This is a genomic window from Bradyrhizobium septentrionale (genome assembly GCF_011516645.4).
Classification (GTDB): Bacteria; Pseudomonadota; Alphaproteobacteria; order Rhizobiales; family Xanthobacteraceae; genus Bradyrhizobium; species Bradyrhizobium septentrionale.
Genome location: NZ_CP088284.1, coordinates 116,294 through 141,020 on the forward strand (window position 1 = coordinate 116,294; position 24,727 = coordinate 141,020).

Genomic DNA, 24,727 nt, shown 5'->3' on the forward strand with positions numbered 1-24,727 from the left:
GTCGCTGTTCAAATCTGGTCGGGTCTGATTCAACATTGGGCGATGAGCAAGTATTTTCGGCCTTGGAACATCGATCAGACGCTGCTTCTGCCGCCGAATGTGCAGGACTTCGTGCCGAAAGGCCATGTCTCGCGGTTTATGGTTGATCTGGTGCGGGAGAGCCTCGATCTCAGGGAGATCATGGGCAGCTATGTGAGCGGGCTTGGGCAGCCGCCGTTTGATCCGCGGATGATGGTGGCGCTGCTGCTGCATAGCTATGCGAGTGGGCTGTATTCGTCGCGTCGGATTGCCAAGGCCTGCCGGGAGCGGAACGATTTTGTGATGATCGTGGCGCTGGATGCGCCGGATTTTCGGACGATCAGCGACTTTCGCAAGCGACATTTGAAGGCGCTCGGCGCGCTATTCGTGCAGGTTCTGAAGTTGTGCGAGACGGCCGGGCTGGTCAAGCTCGGTCATGTCGCGCTGGATGGTACGAAGATCAAGGCGAACGCGTCGAAACACAAGGCGATGAGTTATGAGCGCATGAAGAAGCGCGAGGCGGAATTGAAGGCCGAGGTCGCTCGCATGCTGGCGGCCGCCGAGGCGGCGGATGCCTCGGAGGATGAGACTTTCGGCAACAGCGACGAACTGCCGGACTGGACCGTCGACAAGCAGAAACGGCTGGCGAAGATCCAGCAAGCGATGGCGGCGCTGGAAGCGGACGCCAAACTGGCGGCGGAGGAAGAGCGCCGCATCGAGGCCGAAAAGGAACAGCAGCGCCAGGCCGAAGGCCGCAAGAAGCCGGGCAAACCGGCGGCGCTGCCATCGGAGGAACCCAATCCCAAGGCGCAACGCAACTTCACCGATCCGGAAAGCCGCATCATGAAGTCGAAGGATGGCTTCGTTCAGGCCTATAATGCCCAGGCGGCCGTCGATGCACATGCCCAGATCATTGTCGCGCAAGAACTGACCCAGCATCAAGCGCGTGTTTGACCAGAACCAGGTCGCTCAGTGGCGGAACGAGACGATCGGTCACGGCGCGTTGGGATTTGATACAGACGCCAAACTGCGCTCTGATCTTGAAGCGAAGATCGTAGCGATTGCCGAGCATCTCCGCGACGTCTCCAGCAGCTCAACTGGAGCGCGGTTGTGGCAAGACGACGTTTTGTCACCATATCGACGGCCTGAGGCGGTCACGCCCCGCCGTCGCGGACACCGCAATTCGTGTTCACTACGGTAATGATCTATACGGCTATATTCCCGGAAACTTCACGTGGAGCGTCACCGATAGCTTTCGGGCCGATCGGCATACCGGTAAAACGATCACCGGAAATATTCCGTTCCTGTCAACGGTTACACCCGACAAGAAGAGGGCGCTTGCTCAGCACCTGGAGTTTTTCCTTGTCCATCGTCGCAGGCTGTTCGGGGATCGTCGGCTCGTTCTCGTGATCGATGCCGTCGATGAATCGCCCCTTCAAAACGAGGCGCCGATCCTCGATTTCATCCCGGCTCCCGAGAGCCTCGAACCGGGCATCTTCATTCTGATCACGGCGCGGACCGATGGTGAACTGCAGCCGGCGATGCGCCGCCGGCTTTCCGACATGCCTGCCACGCGCAAGCTTGTCATCAAGCGGGACGAGCCGGCCAGCCTTCAACTTCTCGAAGCGTACCTTCACAAGACAAATACTCCGCGCATCTTGTGGAACCACTTTCTTACGATTTCTGACCAACGCTTCCTCTATCTCCGCGCCTTGGTCGGAGCCCTGGCGTTGTTCGGGGCGCGGCGCCCCGATGACTTGCCGCGCGGCAGCGCATTGATCGAAGCGCTTCTTGACAAACTCGGCAGAATCTATGGACGCCACTCCGAGCACCTCTACGATATCGTGACGGCCATAACGTTCGCTTACGAGGCGCTATCAGTCGAGGAGATCTGCTTTCTCATTTCCGAGAGGTATCCTTCGCTGCGGACGGCTGCTTTTTTGAGAGATCTCAGCGGCGTATTGCGCATTGACCGCAGTGAACGGGGCGCGGTCTACGCAATCGCGCACCATGAGATCGCACGCGCATTGCGCGTTCGCTTTGCTGCGCGACAGGAGTTCCTGTTGCGCCCATGGATGGACAGTTTGCGTGATGGTGCAGATGAAGTGCTCAAGGAGCCGTCGTCTGGCTTGGATTACCTGCTTGCGCATGTGGACGACTATGCTGCGTCGATCGCGATCGTCCTGCCTGTCTCGGAGTTCGCGGATCGCCTTGTATCCTACGCATGTCGCGACGGCGCCTTTCCAGCGGGCGATCGCCGTCGTCAGATTCTTCTTTCAGCGTTCCGAGCGCTTGATCGGGCGGATGATGCGGAGGCATATCTTGCGGCGGCGGTCCGGGTGCGGGCGCCAATCCTTGTTGAAGTCCTGGAGCAGCGGCTCACAGAGCGCGATTCCGTGCTCTCCCGCCTGCAGAAGTTTTCCGATCTATCGAGAGCTGCAACCCAGACGTTCTTCAGGGCGCTGGCAGTCGCTTGCTATCAAACGCAAGACTATACGGCTGCGCTTTCGCTGTCGGACCGTCTTTATTCGGTGACGCAATCTACGCCTGACCTCATTAATCTTGCCTTGATGCTGAAAGGAACGGACGCGAGCGTCGACGGCGCCTATACGATGGCGAGAGCGCGCGTGATCGCCGGGCAATTGTTGGCCGACAGGCATGCCGACGCCCTGTCGGCGAGCCAGCGCGGGTACGCCCTCTACACGATCGGCCGGATCTTTGGCGACACCATGGAGCATCTTTCCGAAGCTGTCCCTCTGTTTGAGGAGAGCCTGCGCGCATTCGAGGGCGCGGAGGATGAGTTAGGGGCCCTCGCAGTCAGAAACTCAATCGCCCTCTCGGCTCTCGATTCCGGCGAGTTTGGAAAGGCGGCGGGTGCAATTCGTGAGGTGGTCGCCGTCTTACAGTCGCGACCGCGCGAATTCCCAAGCCACATGACCCAGGCAGCTCTCGTCAATTGGTATGTGCTGTCGTATTTAGCCGGCGATGAAATCGCAGATCCGATCGAGGCCTCGACGATCCATAGATGGGAGGTGCGGGCCTATCACCTAAACAATCGGTTCCTGGTCGAATACGCCAAAGGCAATCTCGCCGAAGCAGAAGCGTTCGCCGATGAATGCCTCGATCTGACAGAGGACCGCAAAGGCGTCTATAGCCGAGCCGCTATTTTGAATAATACGGGCGTGGCTTTCGGCCGGCATGCGCACGTTGATCTTGCGCATGACATCTGCAAGGCAAGTGGCTACTCAATCGGCCAAGCCATTGCGAGCCGCAATCTTGGTCTGACGTCGGGCGCCCCGAGCGGGGTGTTGCGGGTCGCTGCCGGCCTCTTGTGGCCCTGTTCGAAGAACTTCGACATGCTGGTGCCCGTGTTGCACGTGTAGATGTGTCGACCCTTCCCGCCCGAAGAGATAAAGTAACCGTCTTTCCAGATACAGCTTGCGCTTCCTAGTCGGTATGCGGCGAACGGTGTATGAGGCGCCATTCTTGGAATGGAGGCCTCCCATGGAGATCGGACTGGCGCGCGACGATTTCCTGCTACACTGCTCGGTCGAGAGGCGGCTCTCAGAGAATACGTTGCGAGCCTATTCAGGCGATTTATCGGATTTCTTTGCGTGGCTGTCAGTGAAGGAAAACACAGAGGTCAGTACCGATACGCTGAAGGCCTATCTGCAAGTGATGGTTTCGGACAGAGAGTTGACGACCTCCACCGTTCGACGGCGGATGGCGTGCTTGCGTGCCTTCTTCCGAAGAGCCGTTGACCAAGGTCGTGGTAAAAATCCGTTCGACGGTTGGAAGCTTGCCTTACCCAAGCGAAGAATCCTTCCGAAAGCCCTCTCTCGCGGCGAGGTGGCGTCGTTGTTGTCACGGTCGGCGGCGCCCTCGACGGATGCAGGCATAGTGGAGGAGGGGCTCGGCACAGCCCTTCGGCTTATTGTTGCAACCGGCCTTCGTGTTGGCGAGCTTTGCCGCTTACGCGTTCTTGACGTGGTCACCGATGGCACATCCTTGCGGGTGCACGGCAAAGGTTCTCGGGATCGTGTTGTCTACATCACGGATCTTGAATTGCGCGCAACCCTTCAGCGGTTGGCACAAAGGAGGTTCTGCCTTGGAGGATCGCATGCGCCGTTATTCTTGAACCGCCGTGGGTCGCAAATGAAGCCGCAATCGATACGGTTGCGCTTGCACCGCGCTGCGGCGTTAGCCGGTTTAGCGCGCCGCATTACCCCTCACATGCTGCGGCACACAGCAGCTACGCTCCTTATGGAGATGGGAGTCGATATCCGGATCGTTCAGCGGCTGCTTGGTCACTCAACGATAGCGACCACCGAAATCTACACGCATGTCTCCGACGAAACGCTACGCTTGTCTCTGGCAAAAGCCGATGTGCTTGGCTCGTTGGGATCAGCGTATCCGTAGCTTGAGAGAGGCTGTTAGCCAAGGATATTCTGGTCATGTGGGCGGTCGATCACGCCGCCATGCCGGGCATGACGGAAGTAAGCGTGATGCCCGAAGACAAGCGCAATCCCGCTTGCCCGATCAAATGCCAAAGGCAGCTGCGGCCTGTGATTCTTGCCCTGCTGGGGGCGTCTCCCAGATAGGGCACGAACTTCGCTGCGGCATATAAGCCCTTCACAGCGACCAAAAGTTGTGAAAGGCTTCCGGCCATACTGGGTCGGGTTTTTTTGAGCGATGTCTTTGGATCGAAGATTTGGCTTCGCGCGGCATCTCGCTGGCAGCTTTCGCAATACAGCGGCACTTTGGTGTTCGTCCTGCCAATCCGGGCTCGCCAACCGGAGCACGACCTTGCGTATTCGCCGCGCGGGTTTCCCTTAGACATCAGATGAACGTTATTTGTGCCCGGTGAACCGGAGGACTTCGATGGCAGACACCCACGGAATATCTGTCGAGGCGAATGATCGCAAAGCTGCGGGGCAACAAGCAGAAGAAATCATCCGATCGCCAGCTGGCCTCGAGATTGCGAAGACGTTTGCTCTTGGGGGCGCGACAGTCGACGCGGCCATGGTCTATTCAGTCGAAGACCGACGGCGTGTACTCGCGCAAGTGTCTTTCGCTCTCGACAACTTCTATGTTCATCTGCCTCGAAAAAAATCGATCTACGGCTTTGACCCGGTGCGGGCTTTGGCACTTCTGCGCCTTCGGGGCGAGGCGCTCACTGATGGCGAATTTCATGAATCTCTCGTCGAGATCCTCGCCCGCGTGAGAGATCGACATGTCATGTTCTTTGGCCGGTCGCCTTACGGATACTCAGCCGTCCTACCGTTTACAATCGAGACCTGTTGGGAAAATGGAAACGAACTCTATGTTGTGACCAAGATTGATGCTGGCACAAGCCAGAAAACCCTTTCGGTAGGTACACGCGTAAGCCATTGGAACGGTATCCCCATAGACCGCTATGTACGTTTGAACGCAAACCTGTTCGATGGAGGGAATGAGGCTGCATCGGTCGCGCGCAGCCTTGCCTTTCTGACGCATCGGCCGCTCACGCAATTCGGTCCACCGCTCGAGGAATGGGTGGACCTACGCTTCCTGGATAGGAACGGTGCGATGGCGGAAGAGCGATTTGCCTGGATAGGATTCGACGTGGCCACGCTTCCGAGCGCGCCGGCGCTCGGTCGTAACCTGACCGGGTTTGGCGGCGACGTTCTTCTTATGGATCTTCAAACGGCGCGCCGCGTGCGCTCGGCTCCTCAGACGTTTGATGCTTTACAACCGTTGCAGCCTGTAGCCCCGCCGCTCGGTGTTCCGGTCATCCAAGGCCGCGGTGCGAATGGGGTCTTCGATTATGGCACGCTGGCCACTCACGACGGTACGTTCGCCTATCTGCGATTTTGGTCGTTCAGCGCCAACAACGTCGACGATCTTGTCGACGCCTTGGCTCCGGTGCTCGGCACGCTGCCGCAGGATGGACTTGTATTTGATATGCGTGGCAATACGGGCGGATACATCGCTGCGGGCGAGCGGTTACTTCAGCTCTTTGGCGCAAGGCCGATCGTACCAGCGCGGTTTCAGTTTCGTATCACTGACGCGACCCGGGCCATGGCCGAAGCGAGCGACGAATTCGCACCATGGCGCCCTTCCTTCGTTGAAGCGTTTGGCACCGGCGAGGAATATACCCGGGGTATTCCAATTGAGGGAGACGAGGCGGACTACAACAAAGTGGGACGCAAATACGCAGGTCCAGTGGTTCTCATCAGTGATGCGCTTGCGTTCAGCACCGCGGACATATTCGCGGCCGGCTTTATCGATAACGGCATCGGTACGGTGATCTGTACCGACGCCAACATGGCCGCTGCCGGTGGAAATAACTGGGGTTGGGATGTCGTGCGGCTGTTCAATCCGGATTTTCGGGTCGACGGCAAGTTCAAAGTCGATTTCAACAGCGGCAAGCTATCGAAACAGGTCAGGGACGCCTTCAACGCACTCGGCATCTCTTTATCGAATGGATCGACACTGTCCCCTGGCCGCCCGCAGTTCGATGGCACGGTATGGACCATCCAGGACGGCGCGTTGACCCATTTGGTCCGCGACGTGCCCTGGATGAGCCCCGATCTGGAAGTGTATCTCGCAAAGAGCCCGGCCGGCCTAGCCGATCTACCTTCGGGCATCTACCTCAGTCTCACAATGCGCCGCGCGCTACGCGTAAAGGCCAACGAAGGCCGTGTCTTGGAGGATGTCGGCATCGTTCCCGATATCGTCTATCACATGACACTACGGGACGTGCTGGAAAAGAACCAAGATTTGCTTGAGCGCGCAGGTAAGGAACTGATTGGGGTTGCGATCGCCTAGTTCGTTGCCAACTCACGACGCTTCGCCGAGGTAAGCATCCGATCGGCCCGGACTCGTTCCTTCAACCGGTTCGCCATACCGACGCCTGACTATGATGCCTCAGGCGCCCGGCGGCATTGGTCATGTAGGTTTCTGCGTACGCATCCGGCGGGCGCCGTCTTGTCTGACACGCTGTAATTCGCCAAGCGTGTGACCTTAAGTCTAGCTTTAAGGTCATCGGGCGATGCGGGTCGAGGTTTTGGGCGGGCTGGAGCGTCGGCGGCGTTGGTCGCAGGATGACAAGGCACGGATTGTCGAGGAGACGTTGGCGCCGGGCGCAAAGGTGACAGCGGTTGCACGTCGCAACGGAGTAGCGGCCAGCCTGGTGTTCACCTGGCGTCGTCAAGCGCGGACATCCGAGCAGGTCGCACCGTCTTTTGCGCCGGTGCAGATCGCCGCCACGGAGGCGGAGGAAACTCCGAAGCTCTTACCTGCGGGTGATAGCCGAGGGCGGTCTGTAGTGGCCGCGCGTACTGGATTGATCGAGATCGACCTCGGTAACCGGCGACGGATCCGAGTGGATTCGCACGTCGATCCAGAAGCGCTGGCGCGGGTCCTCGAGGTACTTGAGCGCCGATGATTGCGATACCGGGTAATGTGCGGGTGTGGCTTGCGACCGGCCACACCGATATGCGCCGCGGCTTCCCGAGCCTCGCGCGTCTGGTCCAGGAGAGTTTGAAGCGTGATCCGCATGCCGGTGATCTCTATGTTTTTAGAGGCCGCCGCGGCGACCTGATCAAGATCATCTGGCATGATGGCCAAGGCGCGTGTCTGTTCACGAAGCGGCTGGAGCGAGGCCGCTTTTTGTGGCCATCAATGGCGGATGGCGTTGTGACGATCAGCGTTGCGCAGCTATCCTATCTCCTCTCCGGAATTGATTGGCGGATGCCGCAGGCAACCTGGCGTCCACGGGCTTCCGGTTAAATCGAGCGGGATTTTTTGCGACGAATATGGTTGATTCGTCCTCGTGACGACGCCCGCCGATCCGCTTCCCACCGACCTTGCCGCAGCACACGCGATGATCATTGCGCAGCGCGAGCAGCTGACGCTGGCGAAGAGCGAGGTGACCGTCGGCCGGCTGGAGATCGAGCGGCTGAAGCTGATGCTGGCCAAGGCACGGCGAGAACAGTTCGGGCAATCTTCTGAGCGCGGCAAGCTGCTGGTCGAGCAGCTCGAACTCGCCATCGAGGATCTTGAAGAGACCCAGGCTGAGCAGGAAACCAAGGCCGAGCTCGCAGCGCCGGAAGCCGCCAAACAGCAGCGCGTGCAAAATCCACGGCCGCCGCGACGTCCGTTGCCGGACAATCTACCGATCGAACGCATCGTCGAACCCGCTCCTTGCGTATGTGGCAAGTGCGGCAGCGAGCGACTGCACAAGCTCGGCGAGGTGGTATCGAAGACCCTGGAATGTGAGCCACGGCGCTGGAAGATTATCGAGCATGTCCGCGAAAAGTTCTCCTGCCGGGATTGTGAGGCAATCACCGAGGCGCCGGCGCCCTCCCATCCGATCCCGCGAGGCTTTGCCGGGCCGAGCCTGCTGGCGATGGTGCTGGTCAACAAGTTCCTGCTGCACCAGCCGTTGAACCGACAGAGCAAGACCTATGCCCGCGAAGGGATCGAGATCGACGTCTCGACCCTGGCGGATCGGATCGGCGCCTGCGTGGTGGCACTCGATCCCATCATTGAGGCGATCCGGATCCACGTCATGAGCGCGGAACGCATCCACGGCGACGATACGACGGTGCCGGTGCTGGCCAAGCTCAAGACGGTTACCGGCCGGATCTGGACCTATGTTCGCGATGACCGGCCGTTTGGCGGCACGGATCCGCCGGCGGCCCTGTTCTACTACTCACGCAACCGGGCTGGAGAACACCCGCAAAGCCATCTTGCCGGCTATGTCGGCCTCATGCAGGCCGATGCCTTCGATGGGTATAACCAGCTCTACAAGGCCCAAAGGAAGCCAGCTCCGATCCTTGAAGCGGCCTGTTGGAGCCACGGCCGCAGAAAGTTCTTCGACTTGGCGAAATCTGGAGAGGCGCCGATTGCCAGCGAGGCCGTGCGACGCATCGATATCCTTTTCGAGATCGAGCGCACCATCAACGGCAAAACGCCGGAACAGCGGCTTGCGGTACGTCGTGATAAGTCGAGGCCGATCGTCGCCGATCTCGAAATCTGGATGCGTCAGCAGCGAACCTTGCTCTCATCAGGCAACGATACTGCAAAGGCGATCAACTACCTGCTCAACCGTTGGGCGGCGTTCACCCGCTTCCTGGACGATGGTCGCGTCTGCCTCTCGAACAACGCTGCCGAACGAGCGTTACGCGGTGTGGCTGTCGGAAGACGAAATTGGACCTTCGCCGGTTCAGATGCCGGCGGCCATCGCGCCGCCGCCGTCTATACCCTGATCGAAACCTGCAAGATGAACGACGTTGATCCGCAAGCCTGGCTCGCGGATGTGTTGGCCAGGCTTCCAGATCACCCCGTCAACAAAGTCGCCGACCTGCTCCCGTGGAATTGGAAGGCGACCCAACAGTCCACAGCGGCTGCCGCCTGAGCGCCACGGCTGACCGGCGCGCCTGCCCGGGGTGCTGACCGGATGCGTACGTTTCTGCCGACGATCAGAACCTTCCTTCCGCGAGCTGTTCGCGAGGACGCCCTCGTTTCTTTGGCAGGCCCTTGATCCGAACGCCTGGGCTGAGCCCTACTTGTAAACGCCGCCGTCGCGTCTGGGCTCCTGCTGTGCCCTCTCGATCATGGCGCGGGACACGACTTTTTCGGGGTCGCGCTCCCGATGGCGCGTTGCAAATTCCTCGTCGGTGAGCTGTCCGTCGCCATAGTCGGCATAATCAAGGTGCTGCCAGCCTCCCTGGCTGAAATCCATACCATAGAGGGGGCCGACGAAGCCGCTCCGCGGGATGACATAGGTGCGGACGAACGGAGCGGTCTCGTAGGCGCGTTTCACGAACTGGGCGCCGGCCGTATTCTCGATGTACCAGGGCTGGGAGCCAAAATAGCCGAACTGCTTTGCGATGATGGCATTCAGCCCCTGCAGCGCCGCGAGCGCATCCTCGCGCAAGGAATGGTAAGTGTCCGGATCGAAATGAATGGACCGGTTTCGCAGCTCGCCGAGCACGAGAAATTCTGCACCGACACCGTCCACCAGGACGTCCCAGTCGGTCAGAACCGTGATGACGAACGTCCAGTTGTCGAAGGAGTCTTTGCGATAGACCTTCCGGTAGTGCACGGACGATTTGAAGCTGTCGCGCAGGTCCAGCACGAGGTGATTGAGAATGCGCTCGCCGAGCGCGCAGGCTGCGACCAAGGCCGGGTAGTACAGTCCGGCGACAAAGGACCGGCGTGCTTGCTCGTGGAATTGATTATGATACGCCAGCAACGACATCGATTTCGGGCCGAGGTCCGTCACATTCTTGATGACGCTGTCGATATGCACCGAGCCGTATTGCTGCTCAAGCCGTTTGATCGCCTGCGCCCGGTTCTCCTGATGGTTTTGCTTGACCTGCTCGTCCCAATGGTCCTCGGCTTCAGCAAGGCTCAAAGGCGTCGAGTCAAAATCAAACGAAAAGGGATGGTAGCGGCGAAACCCGCGGTCGGCGAGGTCCGCGTGGGCGTCATGGTCGTAGACCCCGCGGGTCAAATCGGCGATCGTTTTCCGCATTGCTCAAACTACGCTGGCCGGTCTCGATAGGACGGTGCAGGTCTATTCGAAGAAACTGCTGTTATCGACCGACACGTCGACGGTATCCTTGATGATCTCTCGTGACGAACGACACGTTGATTGCAGGCGGGCAGTATAGGGGTAAGAGTCGGAAATGACGGCACCCATGTCGTTGCGCATGTCAGAGCCGGAGCCATACTGCAGGTCGGCGTAGACGGTCCCGGAGACTTTGAGATGGATAAACTCATCGTCAATGGTCATCACCTGAATGTCCTCGGTCTGATGGTAGTCGAACAGGGTGTGGGTCGACTGCTCGTCCAGCTCTTGGAGAGTTTCACCCAGGAACGTGTCGAGCACCGCGTCATGGATTTCGCCCGCGAGTTGGCGGTGAACTTCCTGCTGGCACTCCCGAGTAGCCTTGAACAGATCAATAAGACTGTTCAAGGCAGCATCAACGAGCGCTCGGATTGCCGCGTCATCCGTGAGAAGGGTCTTTTCACGGACATGGGTAGCCTTGTTCAACTTGTCCATAGCCTTGATCAAGGGGCAGCATACGGCGTCGTGATCGAGCTGCAGGCTGTCAGTGACGAATTCGATGGGCAGTCCGCCTTGGACGATGTAAGTCACTCGATGCGTTTTCGCCGCATCTGTTGGCCGCAATCATGGCGCTGAAATGGAGCAAGCTGCAATTCTAGCTCCTACGTATGTCGGCGCGGAAATTATGGCGGGCATTGTGGAGAACGTGCACGTATTGCGCGAGCGGCATATTCGTGCATGATGGTGACGGGAACAGCGCATTTCTGCGCCAGATCCTGCCACAAAAGTTGTGATTGGACGCTTCGGAGGAACGCGCCCGGCCGGGCAAGGCCATCGGGTTCGTTGCTCGCGACCTTGGATCATTGCCCGTCGAGGGTGACGCTTCGGCTTTAGCGCGTTAGGCATGCCTCGTTCACATTGAGCATCGCGTTCACAGGGAGGAAGCAATGACCTGGGTGCCAGCCAAGAAGAACATTCCCAATGTCAAGGTCATCTCGCTAGCGCATCCTATCGCCAAAGAAATCAGCGGCCTCTCGCTGCCGCAATTGGTTGAATTCGGCTGGGAGCAGTTTGTCCTTTCCGTAACCCGGACGCGGGGCATGCAAGTCCAAGTCGAAGGGATTTCCTCCGAGAAACGAGAGAGCTTCCTGACCCGATATGCCACGTCCCGGGCGCAGGGAATCGACGTCTTCATCGACGAAACCACGCAGGTCTTGTCGTTTGTCATCGCACTAAATCTGCTGCCAGACGATGAACGGCCCTCGTTCGCCGGCAATGTTGGCGCCGCGGTGGCGGATCTGGTCATGGAGAACCTCGGCTTTCACCGGCGTGCCAACGCGGCTGAGCTCAAGCTGGCCGAAGCCGGAGGCTCCGCCGCGACGAAATCCAGGAAAACACCGGATTATGTCTACGACCCCGGAAGCCGGCACGGCTTTGAGGCGGGGCAAATAGTAATCGTCGAGGCCAAGGGCAGCTTATCGCCGACCGAAGCGCGGGACGCATCGGTCGACCGACGCGCACGTTCAGCTTTCAGAGAGCAGGTGGAAGAGTTCATTGGAGCGCAACCGATGGGCTTAACCGTTGCGAACGGCTTCGCGATTTCATTTGGGTCAGTTCCAGGTTCGCAAGAATCGCGCGTTGCGATCGCCTGCCCCCAAACAGTTCGGGTCAATCCGCAGCCTGCGTCACTTTCAGCCGCAGCTGTTGGTAGCGTCAGGAGGATATACCTCTCGCAGCCACAACCACAGCAGCGAGACAGGCAAATTCAGCAAGAGTACGTGAAGCAAGAATTTCAGCAGCCCATCCAGCACAGACGCGGTGGTGGCGGAGGTGGCGGCGGCGAAGGCGAAGGACGCCGCGAGGGCGAGCGAGCACAGCCGAGCGGGCGGATCGCGTTCGCAAACTATGAAAATCTCTTCCTCACTTGCGGTGCGGGCAACGCGGCTGCCTTCCTACGAAGCATTCTTTCTGGTGGATCGGAAGGAGACCTCGGAAAGGCTGCGCGGTTCCAGGAATTCTTGGTTCACCATGGCGATCCTTCGATTCTAAGCGGCATCAATGGTTCATGGCGGTTACGGCATCTATGCTCCATCAGTCGAAGCCATACTCAGAGCGGCTGCCGCCAATCGTTCGGCCCCACCTTTGACTGTCGATCTCCCCATCGCTCCCACAGGGGATCCGACTGTCATGCAGGGCGACGGGTTTGCATACGTGTACCCTCCTGGGTCGGCACGTGGCAGAACGTGGGATTTAATCAAGGGCGATTGGGTCTAAGCGTCGGTGCCCGGACCCGAGGACGGATTGATGATATCAGAAAGCAAACGCGCGTCCCCTCGTCTTGAGTGCGACATTGTTATGGCCGGCGGTGTGACGAGCGGCATTATTTATCCTGGCGCTTTGGCGATGATTGCGCGCAAGTTCCGTTTCCGATCAATCGGTGGAACATCCGTCGGTGCGATTGCCGCAGCAGCGACGGCCGCCGCTGAGTACGGGCGCCAAACCGGAAAAAATCCAAACGCCTTCGAAATCGTAAAGGGGTTGCCGAAAACACTAGGGGAGACGGCAGTCGACGGGCACACGCGATTATTTCACTTATTTACGCCAGAGCCCGCCACCAAAACGTTAGCTGGCTCAGCCGATTGGTCTCGAACGGCACGAGACAATTTGACAGCAAAAATATTGTTTTGACACAATTGTTGGTTGGCTATTTATTGTGATACCATCCAGTGCTGGTTTGGCCAAAGACGTCCGAACTGAACATTTGCCAGCTTTTCCAGATTATTCTGCTTACTGCGTATTTTGAATAAGACAACTGATATTGGAGCGCAGTCATGCGGCGCCTGACCATTACGGTGATCACACTACTTGCAAGCTCTCAGATTGCGGCGGGCCAAGTTACCCTGAATAGGGAGGATGCGTTTAACGCACCGAGCCGGCATGCTTGGAAGCTATTCCTGACCTTGAACCATCCGGCGAAAGATCCCACTCAAGGAAGAGGCTTGCCAGATCTGCAGAAGAAGTTTGGCGCTCCAAACACGACCGTCGTTTGGGAGACATGGCGCCTGGCACGAAACGAAGTGTTTGTCCCACCAGGCCAGGAGCCCCTGCCGTGGGACGATCTGTCGCTTTCGGGGAATACGGTTGGCAAAGTTCCTGAGCCTCCCAAGAATGTGCTCATTGCAAGAGCTTTAGCCCTCTCCGTGGCTCCGGAATTGGGCGCCCTCACGCCAAGCCCACTTATGGATGATGACGGGATATTCAAGAAGACCGGCCAATTCGGCGAGACGAGAGTTAATCGAGCGACCTACGAATTCATTACCGGACAAGATCCGCGCTTTGCCATCAACAAGAGCTACAAGCTTTGGACCGTTGATGGTCAGCGTCGCTATGCGAAAGACTGGATCGACCAAAAAGTCGTCGATGGCAAAAAGCTGTCCGCCATAAGTTTCCCGGTCGAGGCGATGGAGGTGAAGGCCGCTTGGATTGATCTGGAACGTGTGGACATGGTCGCCAAAGAGACCAGGTTCTATATCGCTGACTACAAGGGAAAAAAGTATGGGCTCGTTGCCCTGCATATCATCACAAAGGATATCCCAAATTGGTTTTGGGCGACGTTCCACTTCAAGGACCAACTGAAGATTAAGGACGGGGTGGTTGTGGACCTGACGAAAGCGGAAGAGTTAACCGACGATTATGGTCCACCAGCGGAAATCAAGGGAACGGTGTGGGAGAACTATAAGCTGGGCGGTGCGCAAACCGATTTTATCACGCCCATGGGACAGCCAACCTTCCTTTCGGACGCCTACATTGAGAAGGGCATTGAGCACTCCTCATGCATTTCATGCCACTCAAGGGCATCTATAACCGCAGATCCTGCAATCCCAGGACCGGGGAGCGACGCGACGGCAAATGGTGCTCCCAAGCCGGAATGGTTCATAAGAGACGGAAAGCCGTTTGCAATGCAGTTGGATTTCTTATTTTCAATGGCTTTTCGCGCCCAGTAATAAAAGGAATCCGGACCATGGCGGGCAAGGTTGGCTATGAAAAGGACGTCAAGCCGCTGTTCTCCAGTAGCCAGCGCGAATGCATGCTCGATCGGTTCGATCGTTGGAATTACGAACAGACAAAGTCGAAGGTCGATAAGATCGTCCAGCGCCTCAAAAACGGTAGCATGCCTGATGATGACACAGCGCCATGGCCCCCGGAGCGGATTGCCATTGTCCAAAAGTGGAAAACCGACGGTCTTCTTCCGTGAAGGTGGTGGTTCGTTTCTTTGAAGCTCCAAGGAGCTTGTCGCATTGACGGAGGAACCTATTGCTTCGAATCGCCGCCGTTCTCCTTGCAGCATGGCTCGGTTCGGCCGGCATTACTGCGGCTGGTGAAATGCTGGTGTCTAGAGATATGGCCGTTGAGGGAGTTAAGCTAGCGCCCGAGGCCACCATCATCCGGCTATCGAGAACTGACCAATCGCTGGTTCAGGCAGCCGCTGCGAGGCCGGCCCCCGAAGGTCAGATCAGTCTCTTGCTGAGCGGCATATCTGCCAAGCGAGCAACATCCATAGGCTTCGACGTTGCATTTCTGGCGCTGGATCCGTCGACCGGGAGAACGCTTCATGAGGCGATTGTGGCAACGATCTACATTTTTGACCTTCGGCCAACACGCCGAAGCATCGATATCCTGCCATCCTTGCACAACGCGTTGTACGCCTCGCCCAGCGTTCTTGCCATAAGCGTTCGGCCGGAAGGACAGAGCGCGGAATTGTCTCAGGTGGCGCGTGAGGAAATCGTTCAGGCAGGCATTTCAATCGATAGGATCGAAATAATCGTGCGTTCGTGAGGTGTCGATCCGATGTGAAGATGGACCGACCAAACGTAAATTGGGGTAGACCATGAGGACAACTCGTCGGAAGTTTGTGGGGGCAATGATTGCCACTGGGGGCACATTTTCGCTAATGCGATTGACCGCTGCCCAAACAAGCCCACCTGTCGTGCGCTACGATGTCGCCACGCCAGAGGGCGAGAAAATGCTCGAAAAGTACGCTCGGGCATTGGCCAAAATGATGGACAAGGCGCAAATAGCCGAGAGCGACCCAAAGTCGTGGACGTTTCAGTGGTACACCCACGCGGTCGCCGGGAGCATTCAGAACGAAATCAACCGCGTCTATCAGAATGTGCCGGCGTCCGATCCCAAGCGGCTGCTCGCACTCGCGACATGGAGCACCTGCCAGGCTCATGGGATGAACGGCTTGCCCCAGGAAGAACGCATGTTTCTTCCCTGGCACCGGATGTACGTCTACTACTTCGAGCGCATTATTCGCAGCGTACTCGGGGATCAGACATTTACGCTGCCATACTGGGACTACACCACGCCCGGAAAGCGAGCGATCCCGAAGCAGTTCCGCATGCCAAATGACCCGCTTTACAAGGTGCTCTATCGCGCCAATCGCAATAATGGCGAGAACCAGCGCGCCGAAGTGAATGAGGGACAGACGATTGATCTTGATCGCCCAACGACTCCCCTGACGTTGGCGGTGCTCGGAAACCCGAAATACGAAAGCGATGAGGCCGGTACAGGCTTCAATGAGGAGCTCGATGGAAATCTCCACGGAGCAGTCCATGTTCTGACGGGCAATCCGCAGAACATGGGATCGCCATCCTGGGCGGCGCGAGATCCGATTTTTTGGCTGCATCACTGCAACATCGACCGTCTATGGGCAGCCTGGAATGCCGGCGGTCGCAAGAATCCGGAAGGCACGTTTCTTACACAAAGCGTCGCCTTTGCCGACGAAAACGGGCAAAGAGTTGAGGCGACCGTGCGTGATTTCGTCGACCTTGAAAAGATCAAAGTCGGCACATACCGCTATGACAAGCTTCCACCCGTGCCGCCCATTCCGGCGGTCGCAGCAGACGAGGCAGTCGCGACAAATGCGCCGGTTACGATTTTTGCCCGGCAAACCCAACCGCAACCGGTTCGTCTGGAAGTATCTGGCGCTACATCAGTCCCACTCACGTCGATTGCCGTACCAATTGCAACTCATGTTGAGAATGCGAGCGGCCGATCGATCTTTCTGCTGCTGCAGAACCTTAATGCCGCAGTTCAGCCGAATGTCCTATACAACGTCTTCTTAGACTTCCCAAATAGCCCCGGAACGACGCCGGTTGGACAAATCAACTTTTTTGACTCAACAGGCGCGCAACCGCAGGGAGGCAGGACTTCATCGCGGCGGTTCACCTTTGATGTCACCCAACTGATGCGATCATCGGCAGCCATTGGAACACCCAGCGTTCGCCTGGTTGCGGATGGGCAAGCGGTAGCATCGGCCAACGCCACGGTGGGCAGCGTCGCCTTGGCTCGCAGATAATATCAGGTACCGTGAGGGAGCACCGATATGAGCAAGACGATTTGTGGAATTCTCTCCATCCTGGTTGTGCTTCCCTGTAGTCCCGCTTGGGCTGGCAATGCTGACGTTCGCTACAAGATACCCTTGCGAACTGGCGCAATCACGCCGGTACCAATCGAACGCTCAGTAGTCCGACTGCCATCCTCCATTCTGCCCACGACGACGTTTCAAAACAGCGTTACGGCGCAAGCCAGCGATGCGATTGCTCCAATTCCAGCGACGCCGGCGCCCACGCCGCCGACAGCCAGCGATCCTGCAGCAGCGATAAATCGATATATCATTCAGTTTCACAGCATTCCGAGCAACGATCAGATCGCCAAACTGAGGTCGCAAGGCACTGTCCTCAATGAGTATGTAGGCGGCAATAGCTATTATGCGACGACCACTGGAAAGGCTGCAGCGATTTCTGCTCAGGATGAGCAAGTCCGCGCGATCGTTGAGGTGACGCCAAAAGACAAAATTCAGCCCGAAGTACTTTCAGAGATTCAAAGTGCCTCGGCGGTCCAGAAGCCGTTCAGCGTGAGACTGTTCCGAGATGCGACGGTTGAAACCTTGGCTGCTCAGGTCAAGGCGCTCAACGGCAGCGTTATCGAGACGAGCAAGGCATCATCTTCCGCGGTCATCTTGATCGAGCCGCGCAGGATAGAAGATCTCGCCCGATCCAATAGCGTGAAGACAATCGAGGCAGCTCCGCCGGCGAAACAGCGCTACAATGATCTCGTGCGCCGGGCGATTGGGGCGGAACTCTTGCAGAAGGCGCCCTATGGTCTGACGGGAGCTGGCGTCAAGGTCGGGATTTGGGACGGCGGACTGGTCGCACAAACCCACGAGGACTTCAAGGATCGCCTGACAATTGGAAGCACAGGGGCCAACGTTGACCGTCATGCCACCCACGTCGCGGGGACGCTGGGAGGCGATGGCGCTCACAGCAAGAGTTCGGTGGAAGAGCAGCAAGTCTCGGACACGTTGACGCTCAGCGGGCAGCCAGCCTCGATAAGCAGCACGGCGGAGACTGCAACAGGCTCAAGTCAACCTACCGCGGCGGGCGCCGACAAGCAGTGGCAAGGCGTCGCGCCCGGCGTCAGCATCGTCTCATATTACTGGGACAATCCTACAAACGCGCATGAGGCGGCGATTAAGTCAGCAGGTATCATGCTTTCGCAGAACTCCTGGGGTTATACGGTCGACCAGCAGCTGGGAAACTGCTCACTTTACGGAACGTACACTCTCGAGGCAGAAGGCTTTGACCAGATAGTGACGGGCTTCTATGGACGAAGGATCCCAATCATCTTTGCTGTCGGGAATGAACGAAACGACGGAGACTGTGGCATGTCGGCTGCCCCGCCCTATCGCAACTATGCGAATGTCGCACCTCCCGTGACTGCCAAGAATGTCATCTCTGTCGGCGCAACCAATTCCGACGACAACGATATGACCGAGTTCAGCAGTTGGGGACCGACGACGGATGGTCGCCTAAAGCCCGATATCGTTGCGCCCGGTTGTCGGAAGACGGGTCAGGTCACCTCGACCGTCCCTTCAAACACTTATGCTGGAATGTGTGGAACATCGATGGCCGCCCCTGCGGTCTCGGGAGGCGTGGCGCTTCTCATCGAACAGCGGCAGAAAATGGCAAAGCCTGTACTCCTACCTTCGAGTATCAAAGCCCTGCTGATCCACGGCGCCAGCGATGTTGCGCCTGTAGGGCCGGACTATCGTACGGGTTACGGTGCTGTGAACCTCCGAAACTCTGTCGATTTGATCCGGGGCGACAAGGTCACTGAAGGCGAAATCGGCACGAATGGACAGACCAAGACGGCATCTCTGCAAATCGCGTCCGGTGCAAAGGAATTGAAGGTCACGCTTGCCTGGGATGATGATCCGGCTTCGACCAATGCGACCACCAGTTTGGTGAACGACCTTGACTTGAGGCTAGTATCACCCACCGGCGTACTTCATCTGCCATGGCAGCTGGATCCTAAAGCGCCCGACACTGCTGCAACACGAGGTGCTGATCACACCAATGTCGTAGAGCAAGCGATAGTCCAGAATCCGGAAGCCGGTGTCTGGAAGATTCAGGTGGTTGGCTTTGCAATCCCCAAGCCTGCGCAGCAGTTCTCGCTTATCGTGACTGCTCAGTAGAAAACGAGGTCGAGACTAACGGTAACGCGCGCTAGAAATCTTGGGTCGATAGTTTGGTCGGACGGATCGGCAGAATCGACGCTAGCGCAGCGCCGGCGTTAGTGGGTCGAAGAAAACAAGATAATTGCAATTCTAATAGACGATGGTCTGCTTGAAATGCGGCAGATGCGAGAGGTCGGCCGCGATCCGTTCGACGTGATGGATGCTCATCTGGAGGAATTCTTGCGTAAGTTGTCCCTCTGATCTCCCTGTTCAACTAGATTGAATTTCTTGGCCATCGCGGGCGTTTCTGCCCAGGCGTGACCCGGTATACGTTTTATGAACTCAGTGAAGACAGTAACGAATGCGGCGGTTTCGGCTTCAGCGTCAAAGTCTTCTGCGTCATCGGCGGCGAGTAATGGGCGCACGTCAGCCAAGAAAGATGGGTCTTCCAACTTCGCCCACATGCGCTCTTCGGCTTCGGCTCGAGAAATGGCCTGGCCAGACGCACTGAGATATTTCCCGAACAGTTCGACGATGTGCGCGGCGTCCAACCCTTCAAACAGTGCGACAGCTTTTGCGAGGTCGACGAGATCCCGGCCCTTGTCACGCTGAAGAAGTGCACGAAGCTTCGTCGCAAGGATTTCTTCCCGGCTAAACGACGCAATGTCCGCTTTCCCATTAAACCAGGGGTTCTTAACCTCGAAGGGAAAAGACTTCTCTCCGTCATGAGCGGTACGTTCGCGCGTGGCGATTTCGACTTTGACGCGAATGGGCTGCGAGCTGTTTTCATCCTCGGCTTTAATCGTGAAGGTGAGCTTCGGACCTATCTCTCCAAGATCGTAGTGACCACGGCCCATCCACGGCTCCAAAACGGCCCGCAGCCGGTCCAGGATGGGACCGACCGGGCCTTCCGTTGTCCGCGTAAGGTCAATGTCTTCCGAATACCGATAGGCAGTACGCATACGACGGAGGCCGCCTGATTGACGCATGCGCGCGGGCACGGCGAGGTCTATGATGGCATTGGGTGAAGGGTGAAGGTCAGGCGGCCTGCTGATTGGCTGGCTTGTCGGCCTGGCGCAGGAGCTTCCATTCCCAGGGCAAGAGCTCGTGCAGACGCGATGCGGGATGATCGGCGATACGGGCCAGGACGTCGGCGAGCCAGGCCTTGGGATCGACGTCGTTGAGGCGACAGGTCGTGATCATCGTCAGCATGATGGCGGCACGGTCGGCGCCGCGTTGGCTGCCGGCGAAGGTCCAGTTGCGCCTTCCCAAGGCGATGCCTCTCAATGCGCGCTCAGCGCAATTGTTGGTCAAGCAGATCCTGCCGTCGTCGAGGAAGCGGGCGAAGCCGTCCCAGCGCCTGAGCATGTAGTTAATCGGCTTCAGGACCTCGGAGGAACGCGAGAGGGTTTCGCGCTCGCGGAGCAGCCAGGCATGCATGTCCTCGAGAAGTGACTTACTCTGTTCCTGGCGAGCGGCACGCCGCTCGCCGGCACCGCGGCCGTTGATGGCGCGCTCGATCTCGAACAACGTATCGAGGCGTCTGACAGCCTCCAGCGCGATCGGGGAGACCGGTTTGCCTTTCTTGCCTTCCCGAGCATTTTTCTCGATATCAGCCAGCTCGAAGAAGCCCCGCCGCGCATGGGCCACGCAAAACGCCGGCGTAATCGGCAGCGCCTTCTTCTGCGGGTCGAACAGCGGCTCGAAGCCGCTGTAGCAATCCGCCTGCAAGATGCCGGCGAAGGCGGCCAGATGTCTCTGTGGATGCTCGCCTCGTCGGTCGCTCGAGGCGTAATAGACCGCTGCCGGCGGCGCAGGCCCGGCGAACGGCCGGTCATCCCGCACATAAGTCCAGATCCGCCCGGTCGTGCACTTGCCCTTCGCCAGAATACGGATGGTGGTGTCGTCGCCATGAAGGCGCTCGGCAGCGAGCACGTGGCGTTCGATCAAGTGGAAGAGCGGCATGACGGCGAAGGTCCCGTGGCCGACCTGGTCGGCCAGCGTCGACAACGGCAGGTCGATCCCCTCGGCCTTAAAGCGCGCACTCTGGCGGTTGAGCGGGATATGCATGCCGAACTTGTCGAACAGGATCGTCGCCAGCAATTGTGGGCCGATGAAGCCGCGCGGCGTGGCATGGAACGGCGCGGGCGGCTGGCTGATCTTCTCGCAATCGCGGCAGGTGAACTTCTCGCGTACCGTCTCGATCAGCTTGAAGCGGCGCGGGATCTCCTCCAGCGTCTTGGTCACATCCTCACCGATCTTCGCCAGCCGCGATCCACCGCAGCAGGCGCAGGTCGTTGGAGTCTCAATGACGACGCGCTCGCGTTCGATATCGTCAGGCCATGGCTTGCGCACCGGCCGCTTGCGCATGAAGGGGCGGACGTTCTGCGTCTTCGCCGCTGCGGCCTGTGCGGCAAGCTCATCCTCGCTCGCCGTGGTGACGAGTTCTTCGAGCTCCAACTCCAACTGCTCGAGCAGCCGTGCCGAGCGCTCGGATCGCTGCCCGTGCAGTTCGCGTTTCAGCTTCTCGATGCGCAACTCGAGATGAGCGATCAGCGCCTCGGTATCCGACAGTTTCGCCTGCGCATTCGCGGCTTGCGCCTGCCAGTTGGCGGCCTTCGCCTCGGCTTTCTGTCGCGCCTCACGCTCGGCCTGCAGCGCCGCCAGGGCACTGACAAGGTCCGATGGAAGATCATCCGGCTTCGATATCATGGAGCCATTGAATCAGATCGAGCAGCAGATTCAAACCGTAAAACGACTATCCGACCCGCGTCGGACGCTGGGTTTCTTGAGGGTTGCGCCAATCGATCCCGGACAACAGATAGCTCAACTGCGCCGGAGAGATCGTTACCGATTCACCAGCAACCGATGGCCAGATGAACCTGCCTCTCTCGAGTCTTTTGGTGAACAAGCAGGCGCCCTGGCCATCGTGCCAAATGACCTTCAATAGATCACCGCGTTTGCCCCGGAAGCAGAAAAGACCGCCGCCCATGGCGTCGCGCTTGAGCACTTCCTGCACGCGCAGAGCCAGGCTCGGAAAGCCGCACCGCATGTCGGTATGGCCCGTCGCCAGCCACACCCGCACGCCCGTCGGGATCGGGATCATCGGCGCGCCAGGCCCCGAGCAATTCGAACGACCGCCTCGATATCCGCACCGGGGCCGAAGACCACGCGCAGCCCCTGAGGGCTCACGATTTCGATCTGACCTGTCTCGACAGCTTCCGTCGTTGGCGGCGTACTTGCCGCAACTATCGCAGGGACGAATGTCGGGCCGATCGAATCCTCTTCGGCCGGATCATGACAGGTCCAAGCCTTGCGCCAGCTCAGCAGAAGCTGACGTGATATCCCATACCGGCGAGCCGTCGCCGACACCAGTCGTGGCCCCGAGAAGCTCTCCTCTACGATTCTGAGCTTCTCCGCACGCGTCCAGCGTCGCCGCCGACCGGTCTCCACCAAATCCATGCGGCTCAGCACCGCACTGTCCTTATGTCCGTCCATAAGGACAGTCAGCTACAGATCGGAAAAACTCGCAAGACGGCCGCCCTCGGACGGATACGATAGGCATTGGGGAAATGCAGCTTGTTGAGTGCCGTGCCGCCCCGGAACCGAAGTTCTTTCTTCAAATAGTCATCGTTGAAGATTTCGACGAGCGCGCGGGATATAATGAGATCCTGCTCGACCTGTCGATCTTCCGGCCATGGAGCCTTTTGACTCCATGCGACAATATTCATCGCTGGAATCATTGATCGAGCTCCGGACGGCGGTGTACGAGAACGTTCCAGCGCGTGTCACGTTCAGCCGGGTTGCGGCTTTTGCTTGCTTTCTTCGATGGATCAAGGTCGACCCAAGGCAGCAGCTTTTCGTTGTGCAGGTAAGCGTGAAGTCCTTCAGCCGCTTGGTTATGTTTGACGAAATCGAGTAAATAGCCAAGGCGCTGGATCACCGAGCGCTCAAAGGCAGGCGCGAGTTTCTGCAGTTCTGCAGCGTTCATCTTGGCACCAAGATCAGAAAGCACGGTTGCTATGCTGTCGATCGTCCCGGTCACATGCATGTAGCGCAGCAGGTCGAGCCCCGTAAGTTCCGGGGAGGACAGTTTGAAGAAGCCGGTATCCGTTTTATGGTCGGTAATCGCTGCCCTGAGGGCGTCCAAATCCTTGCGGTAAAAGAAAGTCAGTATTGAACGGCCAGCACGAATTTTGGGCATCCGCTTGTCAGTCACGGTTTGGAATTGCATGACGGCTTGGTGCGAAGCCCCATGAATCTCGGCGGCCTTGAGCAGTCCGACATAGTAGGGGCTACCCTCATGCTTCATGAGGTCATTGATGTACCATTGGGGCGGCGGCGCGCCGCGAGCCAGGTATTGCGGTGGGACGACTACGTAGAAGCCCTGTCGCGGGTTGATTAGTGCATTCTTGTCCTGCAGCCGCCTGGCCGCAGCGAGAAACCCTCGAGAGGTGGTGTTCAACTCAGCGATCGCCTCGTCGCGCGTAAAGGACACCCTTCCGCTGGCCAGCAGATTGGTGAGATAGGAAGCGAGAGTGCTGCGTCGATTAAGCATCATGTATAGATATACACGAAAAACGGGAATTATTCAACATAAGGCTGTGTTGGTAAATACCTATAAAATGGGGATTTTCGAACACAAGAATGTTTGGTCTAAGCACGTTGGAGGGACTATGGACCCCTTCTTTTCAGATCAATTCGCACCCCTTACAGGGCGCTCCAAAATACTCCATCTGACATGAATCTGACATGGCGGCTCAATTGACAGAGAAAATATTCCTTGATGAATACTAAGTATCTCTATAGAAAGCAGTTTCTCTTTTCCGCGGGATAGAGCAGCCCGGTAGCTCGTCAGGCTCATAACCTGAAGTTTCACAGGTTCAAATCCTGTCCGCGCAACCAAGATTTGATGCGATAGCAGTGAATTGGCCAGCCGGTTGGCGGGCTTTTTCATTCCTGGCAAACCGTTTTCAAGCCATTCGAAAAGAACCTTTTTGCCAAGCGCATCGCCGGATACGCGCGGATTTGGCGCGCCATTGAGTTTCTAGCCTGCGCGCATCCGCCACAACCAAGGTAGCGCCGTGGCGATGGAGCAATACTTGCGCTGATTCCAGAATTCGTTATCATTCAATCCTAGCGCGAGATTTGGAGGAGGTGCATGCTGAGATTTCGCTGCGTGCCCGCTCCCGTGACGGCTAGTTGGCGGCCGTTCAGGCCAGTCATCGAGTTGATCGCTTCCGCTTCAACCGCACCCGGGCGCCGGTTTGCTGTCAGCCTTCGAAGCTGTGGACCTCCATATGAGGTCCAAGACGTAATTTGAGGTGAAATATTCGAGCCGGCCCTGGGGGCTTCGTGCTCAGGGTGAGCATTTTTAGCGGAGGCAGCGATTTCATTATGCCGCTTGAGAACTCTACGTTCTCGATGCACCTGCACTGCATCAGCCAGTCCACAAGGTGCTTTGTCGCGTTACCGAAATTCGGGTCCGTGTCGGTGTACATCGATTCATCGGCTGACACCACTCCGGCAAGGGTCGCCTTCGCGACCATGACGTTGCCCGCGTCGATGGCTCGGCAAAATTCGTCGCGCGCCTCGGACATCGCTCACCCATTTTCCGGCCGCATCGA

Annotated in this window: 22 protein-coding genes, 1 tRNA gene and 1 pseudogene; 15 read left to right on the plus strand and 9 right to left on the minus strand. The window is 58.1% G+C overall.

The window, feature by feature from the left end:
* The first annotated feature begins 42 nt into the window (after positions 1-42).
* The 7 genes from HAP48_RS00365 (at position 43) to tnpC (HAP48_RS00395) (ending at position 9,421) form a co-directional block, all read left to right on the plus strand.
* Positions 43-972, plus strand: coding sequence for a transposase (locus tag HAP48_RS00365; RefSeq protein ID WP_166217202.1), 930 nt, complete (start codon positions 43-45; stop codon positions 970-972).
* A gap of 107 nt (positions 973-1,079) precedes the next feature.
* On the plus strand, positions 1,080-3,401 hold the full coding sequence (locus HAP48_RS00370) for a hypothetical protein (RefSeq protein ID WP_166217205.1): 2,322 nt from the start codon (positions 1,080-1,082) through the stop codon (positions 3,399-3,401).
* A gap of 121 nt (positions 3,402-3,522) precedes the next feature.
* Positions 3,523-4,437 (plus strand): tyrosine-type recombinase/integrase, encoded by a 915-nt coding sequence (locus HAP48_RS00375; RefSeq protein ID WP_166217208.1) that lies wholly within the window; start codon positions 3,523-3,525, stop codon positions 4,435-4,437.
* Between the two features lie 462 nt (positions 4,438-4,899).
* Positions 4,900-6,828 (plus strand): S41 family peptidase, encoded by a 1,929-nt coding sequence (locus HAP48_RS00380; protein WP_166217211.1) that lies wholly within the window; start codon positions 4,900-4,902, stop codon positions 6,826-6,828.
* 223 nt (positions 6,829-7,051) lie between these two features.
* Positions 7,052-7,447, plus strand: a complete 396-nt coding sequence (gene tnpA / locus HAP48_RS00385) for an IS66-like element accessory protein TnpA (RefSeq protein ID WP_166204418.1) — start codon at positions 7,052-7,054, stop codon at positions 7,445-7,447.
* Positions 7,444-7,791, plus strand: a complete 348-nt coding sequence (tnpB, locus tag HAP48_RS00390) for an IS66 family insertion sequence element accessory protein TnpB (protein ID WP_166204419.1) — start codon at positions 7,444-7,446, stop codon at positions 7,789-7,791. Before tnpA (HAP48_RS00385) ends, tnpB (HAP48_RS00390) begins: the two co-directional genes overlap by 4 nt.
* A 94-nt stretch (positions 7,792-7,885) precedes the next feature.
* Positions 7,886-9,421 carry an IS66 family transposase gene (tnpC, locus tag HAP48_RS00395; protein WP_175612385.1) on the plus strand — a complete coding sequence of 512 codons (1,536 nt, stop codon included), beginning with the start codon at positions 7,886-7,888 and terminating at the stop codon, positions 9,419-9,421.
* Positions 9,422-9,568: 147 nt separating this feature from the next.
* Here tnpC (HAP48_RS00395) and HAP48_RS00400 read toward each other — a convergent pair whose 3' ends face one another.
* Positions 9,569-10,543, minus strand: coding sequence for a hypothetical protein (locus HAP48_RS00400; protein WP_166217214.1), 975 nt, complete (start codon positions 10,541-10,543; stop codon positions 9,569-9,571).
* Positions 10,544-10,585: 42 nt separating this feature from the next.
* Positions 10,586-11,170 (minus strand): pPIWI-associating nuclease domain-containing protein, encoded by a 585-nt coding sequence (locus HAP48_RS00405; RefSeq protein WP_166217217.1) that lies wholly within the window; start codon positions 11,168-11,170, stop codon positions 10,586-10,588.
* Positions 11,171-11,526: 356 nt separating this feature from the next.
* On the opposite strand from HAP48_RS00405, the gene HAP48_RS00410 reads away from it, so the two are divergent.
* From HAP48_RS00410 to HAP48_RS00440, 7 genes are all read left to right on the plus strand, one after another.
* Positions 11,527-12,921, plus strand: coding sequence for a hypothetical protein (locus HAP48_RS00410; RefSeq protein WP_166217220.1), 1,395 nt, complete (start codon positions 11,527-11,529; stop codon positions 12,919-12,921).
* Positions 12,884-13,267, plus strand: coding sequence for a patatin-like phospholipase family protein (locus tag HAP48_RS49860; protein WP_166217223.1), 384 nt, complete (start codon positions 12,884-12,886; stop codon positions 13,265-13,267). The genes HAP48_RS00410 and HAP48_RS49860 overlap by 38 nt, the downstream gene beginning before the upstream one ends.
* Positions 13,268-13,410: 143 nt before the next feature.
* Positions 13,411-14,583, plus strand: coding sequence for a hypothetical protein (locus HAP48_RS00420; RefSeq protein WP_166217227.1), 1,173 nt, complete (start codon positions 13,411-13,413; stop codon positions 14,581-14,583).
* Between the two features lie 17 nt (positions 14,584-14,600).
* Complete coding sequence (locus tag HAP48_RS00425; RefSeq protein WP_166217230.1) at positions 14,601-14,834, plus strand: hypothetical protein; 234 nt, start codon at positions 14,601-14,603, stop codon at positions 14,832-14,834.
* A gap of 59 nt (positions 14,835-14,893) precedes the next feature.
* Positions 14,894-15,415, plus strand: coding sequence for a hypothetical protein (locus tag HAP48_RS00430; protein WP_166217233.1), 522 nt, complete (start codon positions 14,894-14,896; stop codon positions 15,413-15,415).
* A gap of 151 nt (positions 15,416-15,566) precedes the next feature.
* Entirely contained in the window at positions 15,567-16,940 is a 1,374-nt protein-coding gene (locus tag HAP48_RS00435; RefSeq protein ID WP_166217236.1) for a tyrosinase family protein, read from the plus strand.
* Between the two features lie 27 nt (positions 16,941-16,967).
* Positions 16,968-19,118, plus strand: coding sequence for a S8 family serine peptidase (locus HAP48_RS00440; protein WP_166217239.1), 2,151 nt, complete (start codon positions 16,968-16,970; stop codon positions 19,116-19,118).
* 206 nt (positions 19,119-19,324) lie between these two features.
* Here HAP48_RS00440 and HAP48_RS00445 read toward each other — a convergent pair whose 3' ends face one another.
* The 6 genes and pseudogenes from HAP48_RS00445 to HAP48_RS00470 all read right to left on the minus strand — a co-directional run bounded on the left by HAP48_RS00445 (position 19,325) and on the right by HAP48_RS00470 (position 23,661).
* Positions 19,325-20,062 carry a nucleotidyl transferase AbiEii/AbiGii toxin family protein gene (locus tag HAP48_RS00445; protein ID WP_224497200.1) on the minus strand — a complete coding sequence of 246 codons (738 nt, stop codon included), beginning with the start codon at positions 20,060-20,062 and terminating at the stop codon, positions 19,325-19,327.
* Positions 20,063-20,138: 76 nt separating this feature from the next.
* Positions 20,139-21,812: an IS66 family transposase gene (gene tnpC / locus HAP48_RS00450; RefSeq protein ID WP_166205228.1), complete on the minus strand. Its 1,674-nt coding sequence runs from the start codon at positions 21,810-21,812 to the stop codon at positions 20,139-20,141.
* A 46-nt stretch (positions 21,813-21,858) separates the two neighbouring features.
* Positions 21,859-22,206 (minus strand): IS66 family insertion sequence element accessory protein TnpB, encoded by a 348-nt coding sequence (gene tnpB / locus HAP48_RS00455; protein WP_063676425.1) that lies wholly within the window; start codon positions 22,204-22,206, stop codon positions 21,859-21,861.
* Complete coding sequence (tnpA, locus tag HAP48_RS00460) at positions 22,203-22,598, minus strand: IS66-like element accessory protein TnpA (RefSeq protein ID WP_166202956.1); 396 nt, start codon at positions 22,596-22,598, stop codon at positions 22,203-22,205. Before tnpA (HAP48_RS00460) ends, tnpB (HAP48_RS00455) begins: the two co-directional genes overlap by 4 nt.
* Positions 22,599-22,654: 56 nt before the next feature.
* A pseudogene (locus HAP48_RS00465) lies at positions 22,655-22,843 on the minus strand (nucleotidyl transferase AbiEii/AbiGii toxin family protein); the annotation flags it as partial.
* Entirely contained in the window at positions 22,840-23,661 is an 822-nt protein-coding gene (locus HAP48_RS00470; protein ID WP_166217245.1) for a type IV toxin-antitoxin system AbiEi family antitoxin domain-containing protein, read from the minus strand. The gene HAP48_RS00470 and the pseudogene HAP48_RS00465, both read right to left, overlap by 4 nt.
* A 266-nt stretch (positions 23,662-23,927) precedes the next feature.
* Between HAP48_RS00470 and HAP48_RS00475 the strand changes: the two genes are divergently transcribed.
* A tRNA-Met gene (locus HAP48_RS00475) sits at positions 23,928-24,005 on the plus strand.
* A 368-nt stretch (positions 24,006-24,373) separates the two neighbouring features.
* Here HAP48_RS00475 and HAP48_RS00480 read toward each other — a convergent pair.
* On the minus strand, positions 24,374-24,700 hold the full coding sequence (locus tag HAP48_RS00480; protein WP_166217248.1) for a hypothetical protein: 327 nt from the start codon (positions 24,698-24,700) through the stop codon (positions 24,374-24,376).
* Positions 24,701-24,727 lie beyond the last annotated feature (27 nt).

Coding starts and splice junctions, on each gene's coding strand:
- HAP48_RS00365 (WP_166217202.1), top strand. CDS start 43: ATGAGCAAGTATTTTCGGCCTTGGAACATCGATCAGACGCTGCTTCTG.
- HAP48_RS00375 (WP_166217208.1), top strand. CDS start 3,523: ATGGAGATCGGACTGGCGCGCGACGATTTCCTGCTACACTGCTCGGTC.
- HAP48_RS00380 (WP_166217211.1), top strand. CDS start 4,900: ATGGCAGACACCCACGGAATATCTGTCGAGGCGAATGATCGCAAAGCT.
- tnpA (WP_166204418.1), top strand. CDS start 7,052: ATGCGGGTCGAGGTTTTGGGCGGGCTGGAGCGTCGGCGGCGTTGGTCG.
- tnpB (WP_166204419.1), top strand. CDS start 7,444: ATGATTGCGATACCGGGTAATGTGCGGGTGTGGCTTGCGACCGGCCAC.
- tnpC (WP_175612385.1), top strand. CDS start 7,886: ATGATCATTGCGCAGCGCGAGCAGCTGACGCTGGCGAAGAGCGAGGTG.
- HAP48_RS00400 (WP_166217214.1), bottom strand. CDS start 10,543: ATGCGGAAAACGATCGCCGATTTGACCCGCGGGGTCTACGACCATGAC.
- HAP48_RS00410 (WP_166217220.1), top strand. CDS start 11,527: ATGACCTGGGTGCCAGCCAAGAAGAACATTCCCAATGTCAAGGTCATC.
- HAP48_RS49860 (WP_166217223.1), top strand. CDS start 12,884: ATGATATCAGAAAGCAAACGCGCGTCCCCTCGTCTTGAGTGCGACATT.
- HAP48_RS00420 (WP_166217227.1), top strand. CDS start 13,411: ATGCGGCGCCTGACCATTACGGTGATCACACTACTTGCAAGCTCTCAG.
- HAP48_RS00425 (WP_166217230.1), top strand. CDS start 14,601: ATGGCGGGCAAGGTTGGCTATGAAAAGGACGTCAAGCCGCTGTTCTCC.
- HAP48_RS00440 (WP_166217239.1), top strand. CDS start 16,968: ATGAGCAAGACGATTTGTGGAATTCTCTCCATCCTGGTTGTGCTTCCC.
- HAP48_RS00445 (WP_224497200.1), bottom strand. CDS start 20,062: ATGCGTACTGCCTATCGGTATTCGGAAGACATTGACCTTACGCGGACA.
- tnpC (WP_166205228.1), bottom strand. CDS start 21,812: ATGATATCGAAGCCGGATGATCTTCCATCGGACCTTGTCAGTGCCCTG.
- tnpB (WP_063676425.1), bottom strand. CDS start 22,206: ATGATCCCGATCCCGACGGGCGTGCGGGTGTGGCTGGCGACGGGCCAT.
- tnpA (WP_166202956.1), bottom strand. CDS start 22,598: ATGGACGGACATAAGGACAGTGCGGTGCTGAGCCGCATGGATTTGGTG.
- HAP48_RS00470 (WP_166217245.1), bottom strand. CDS start 23,661: ATGATGCTTAATCGACGCAGCACTCTCGCTTCCTATCTCACCAATCTG.
- HAP48_RS00480 (WP_166217248.1), bottom strand. CDS start 24,700: ATGTCCGAGGCGCGCGACGAATTTTGCCGAGCCATCGACGCGGGCAAC.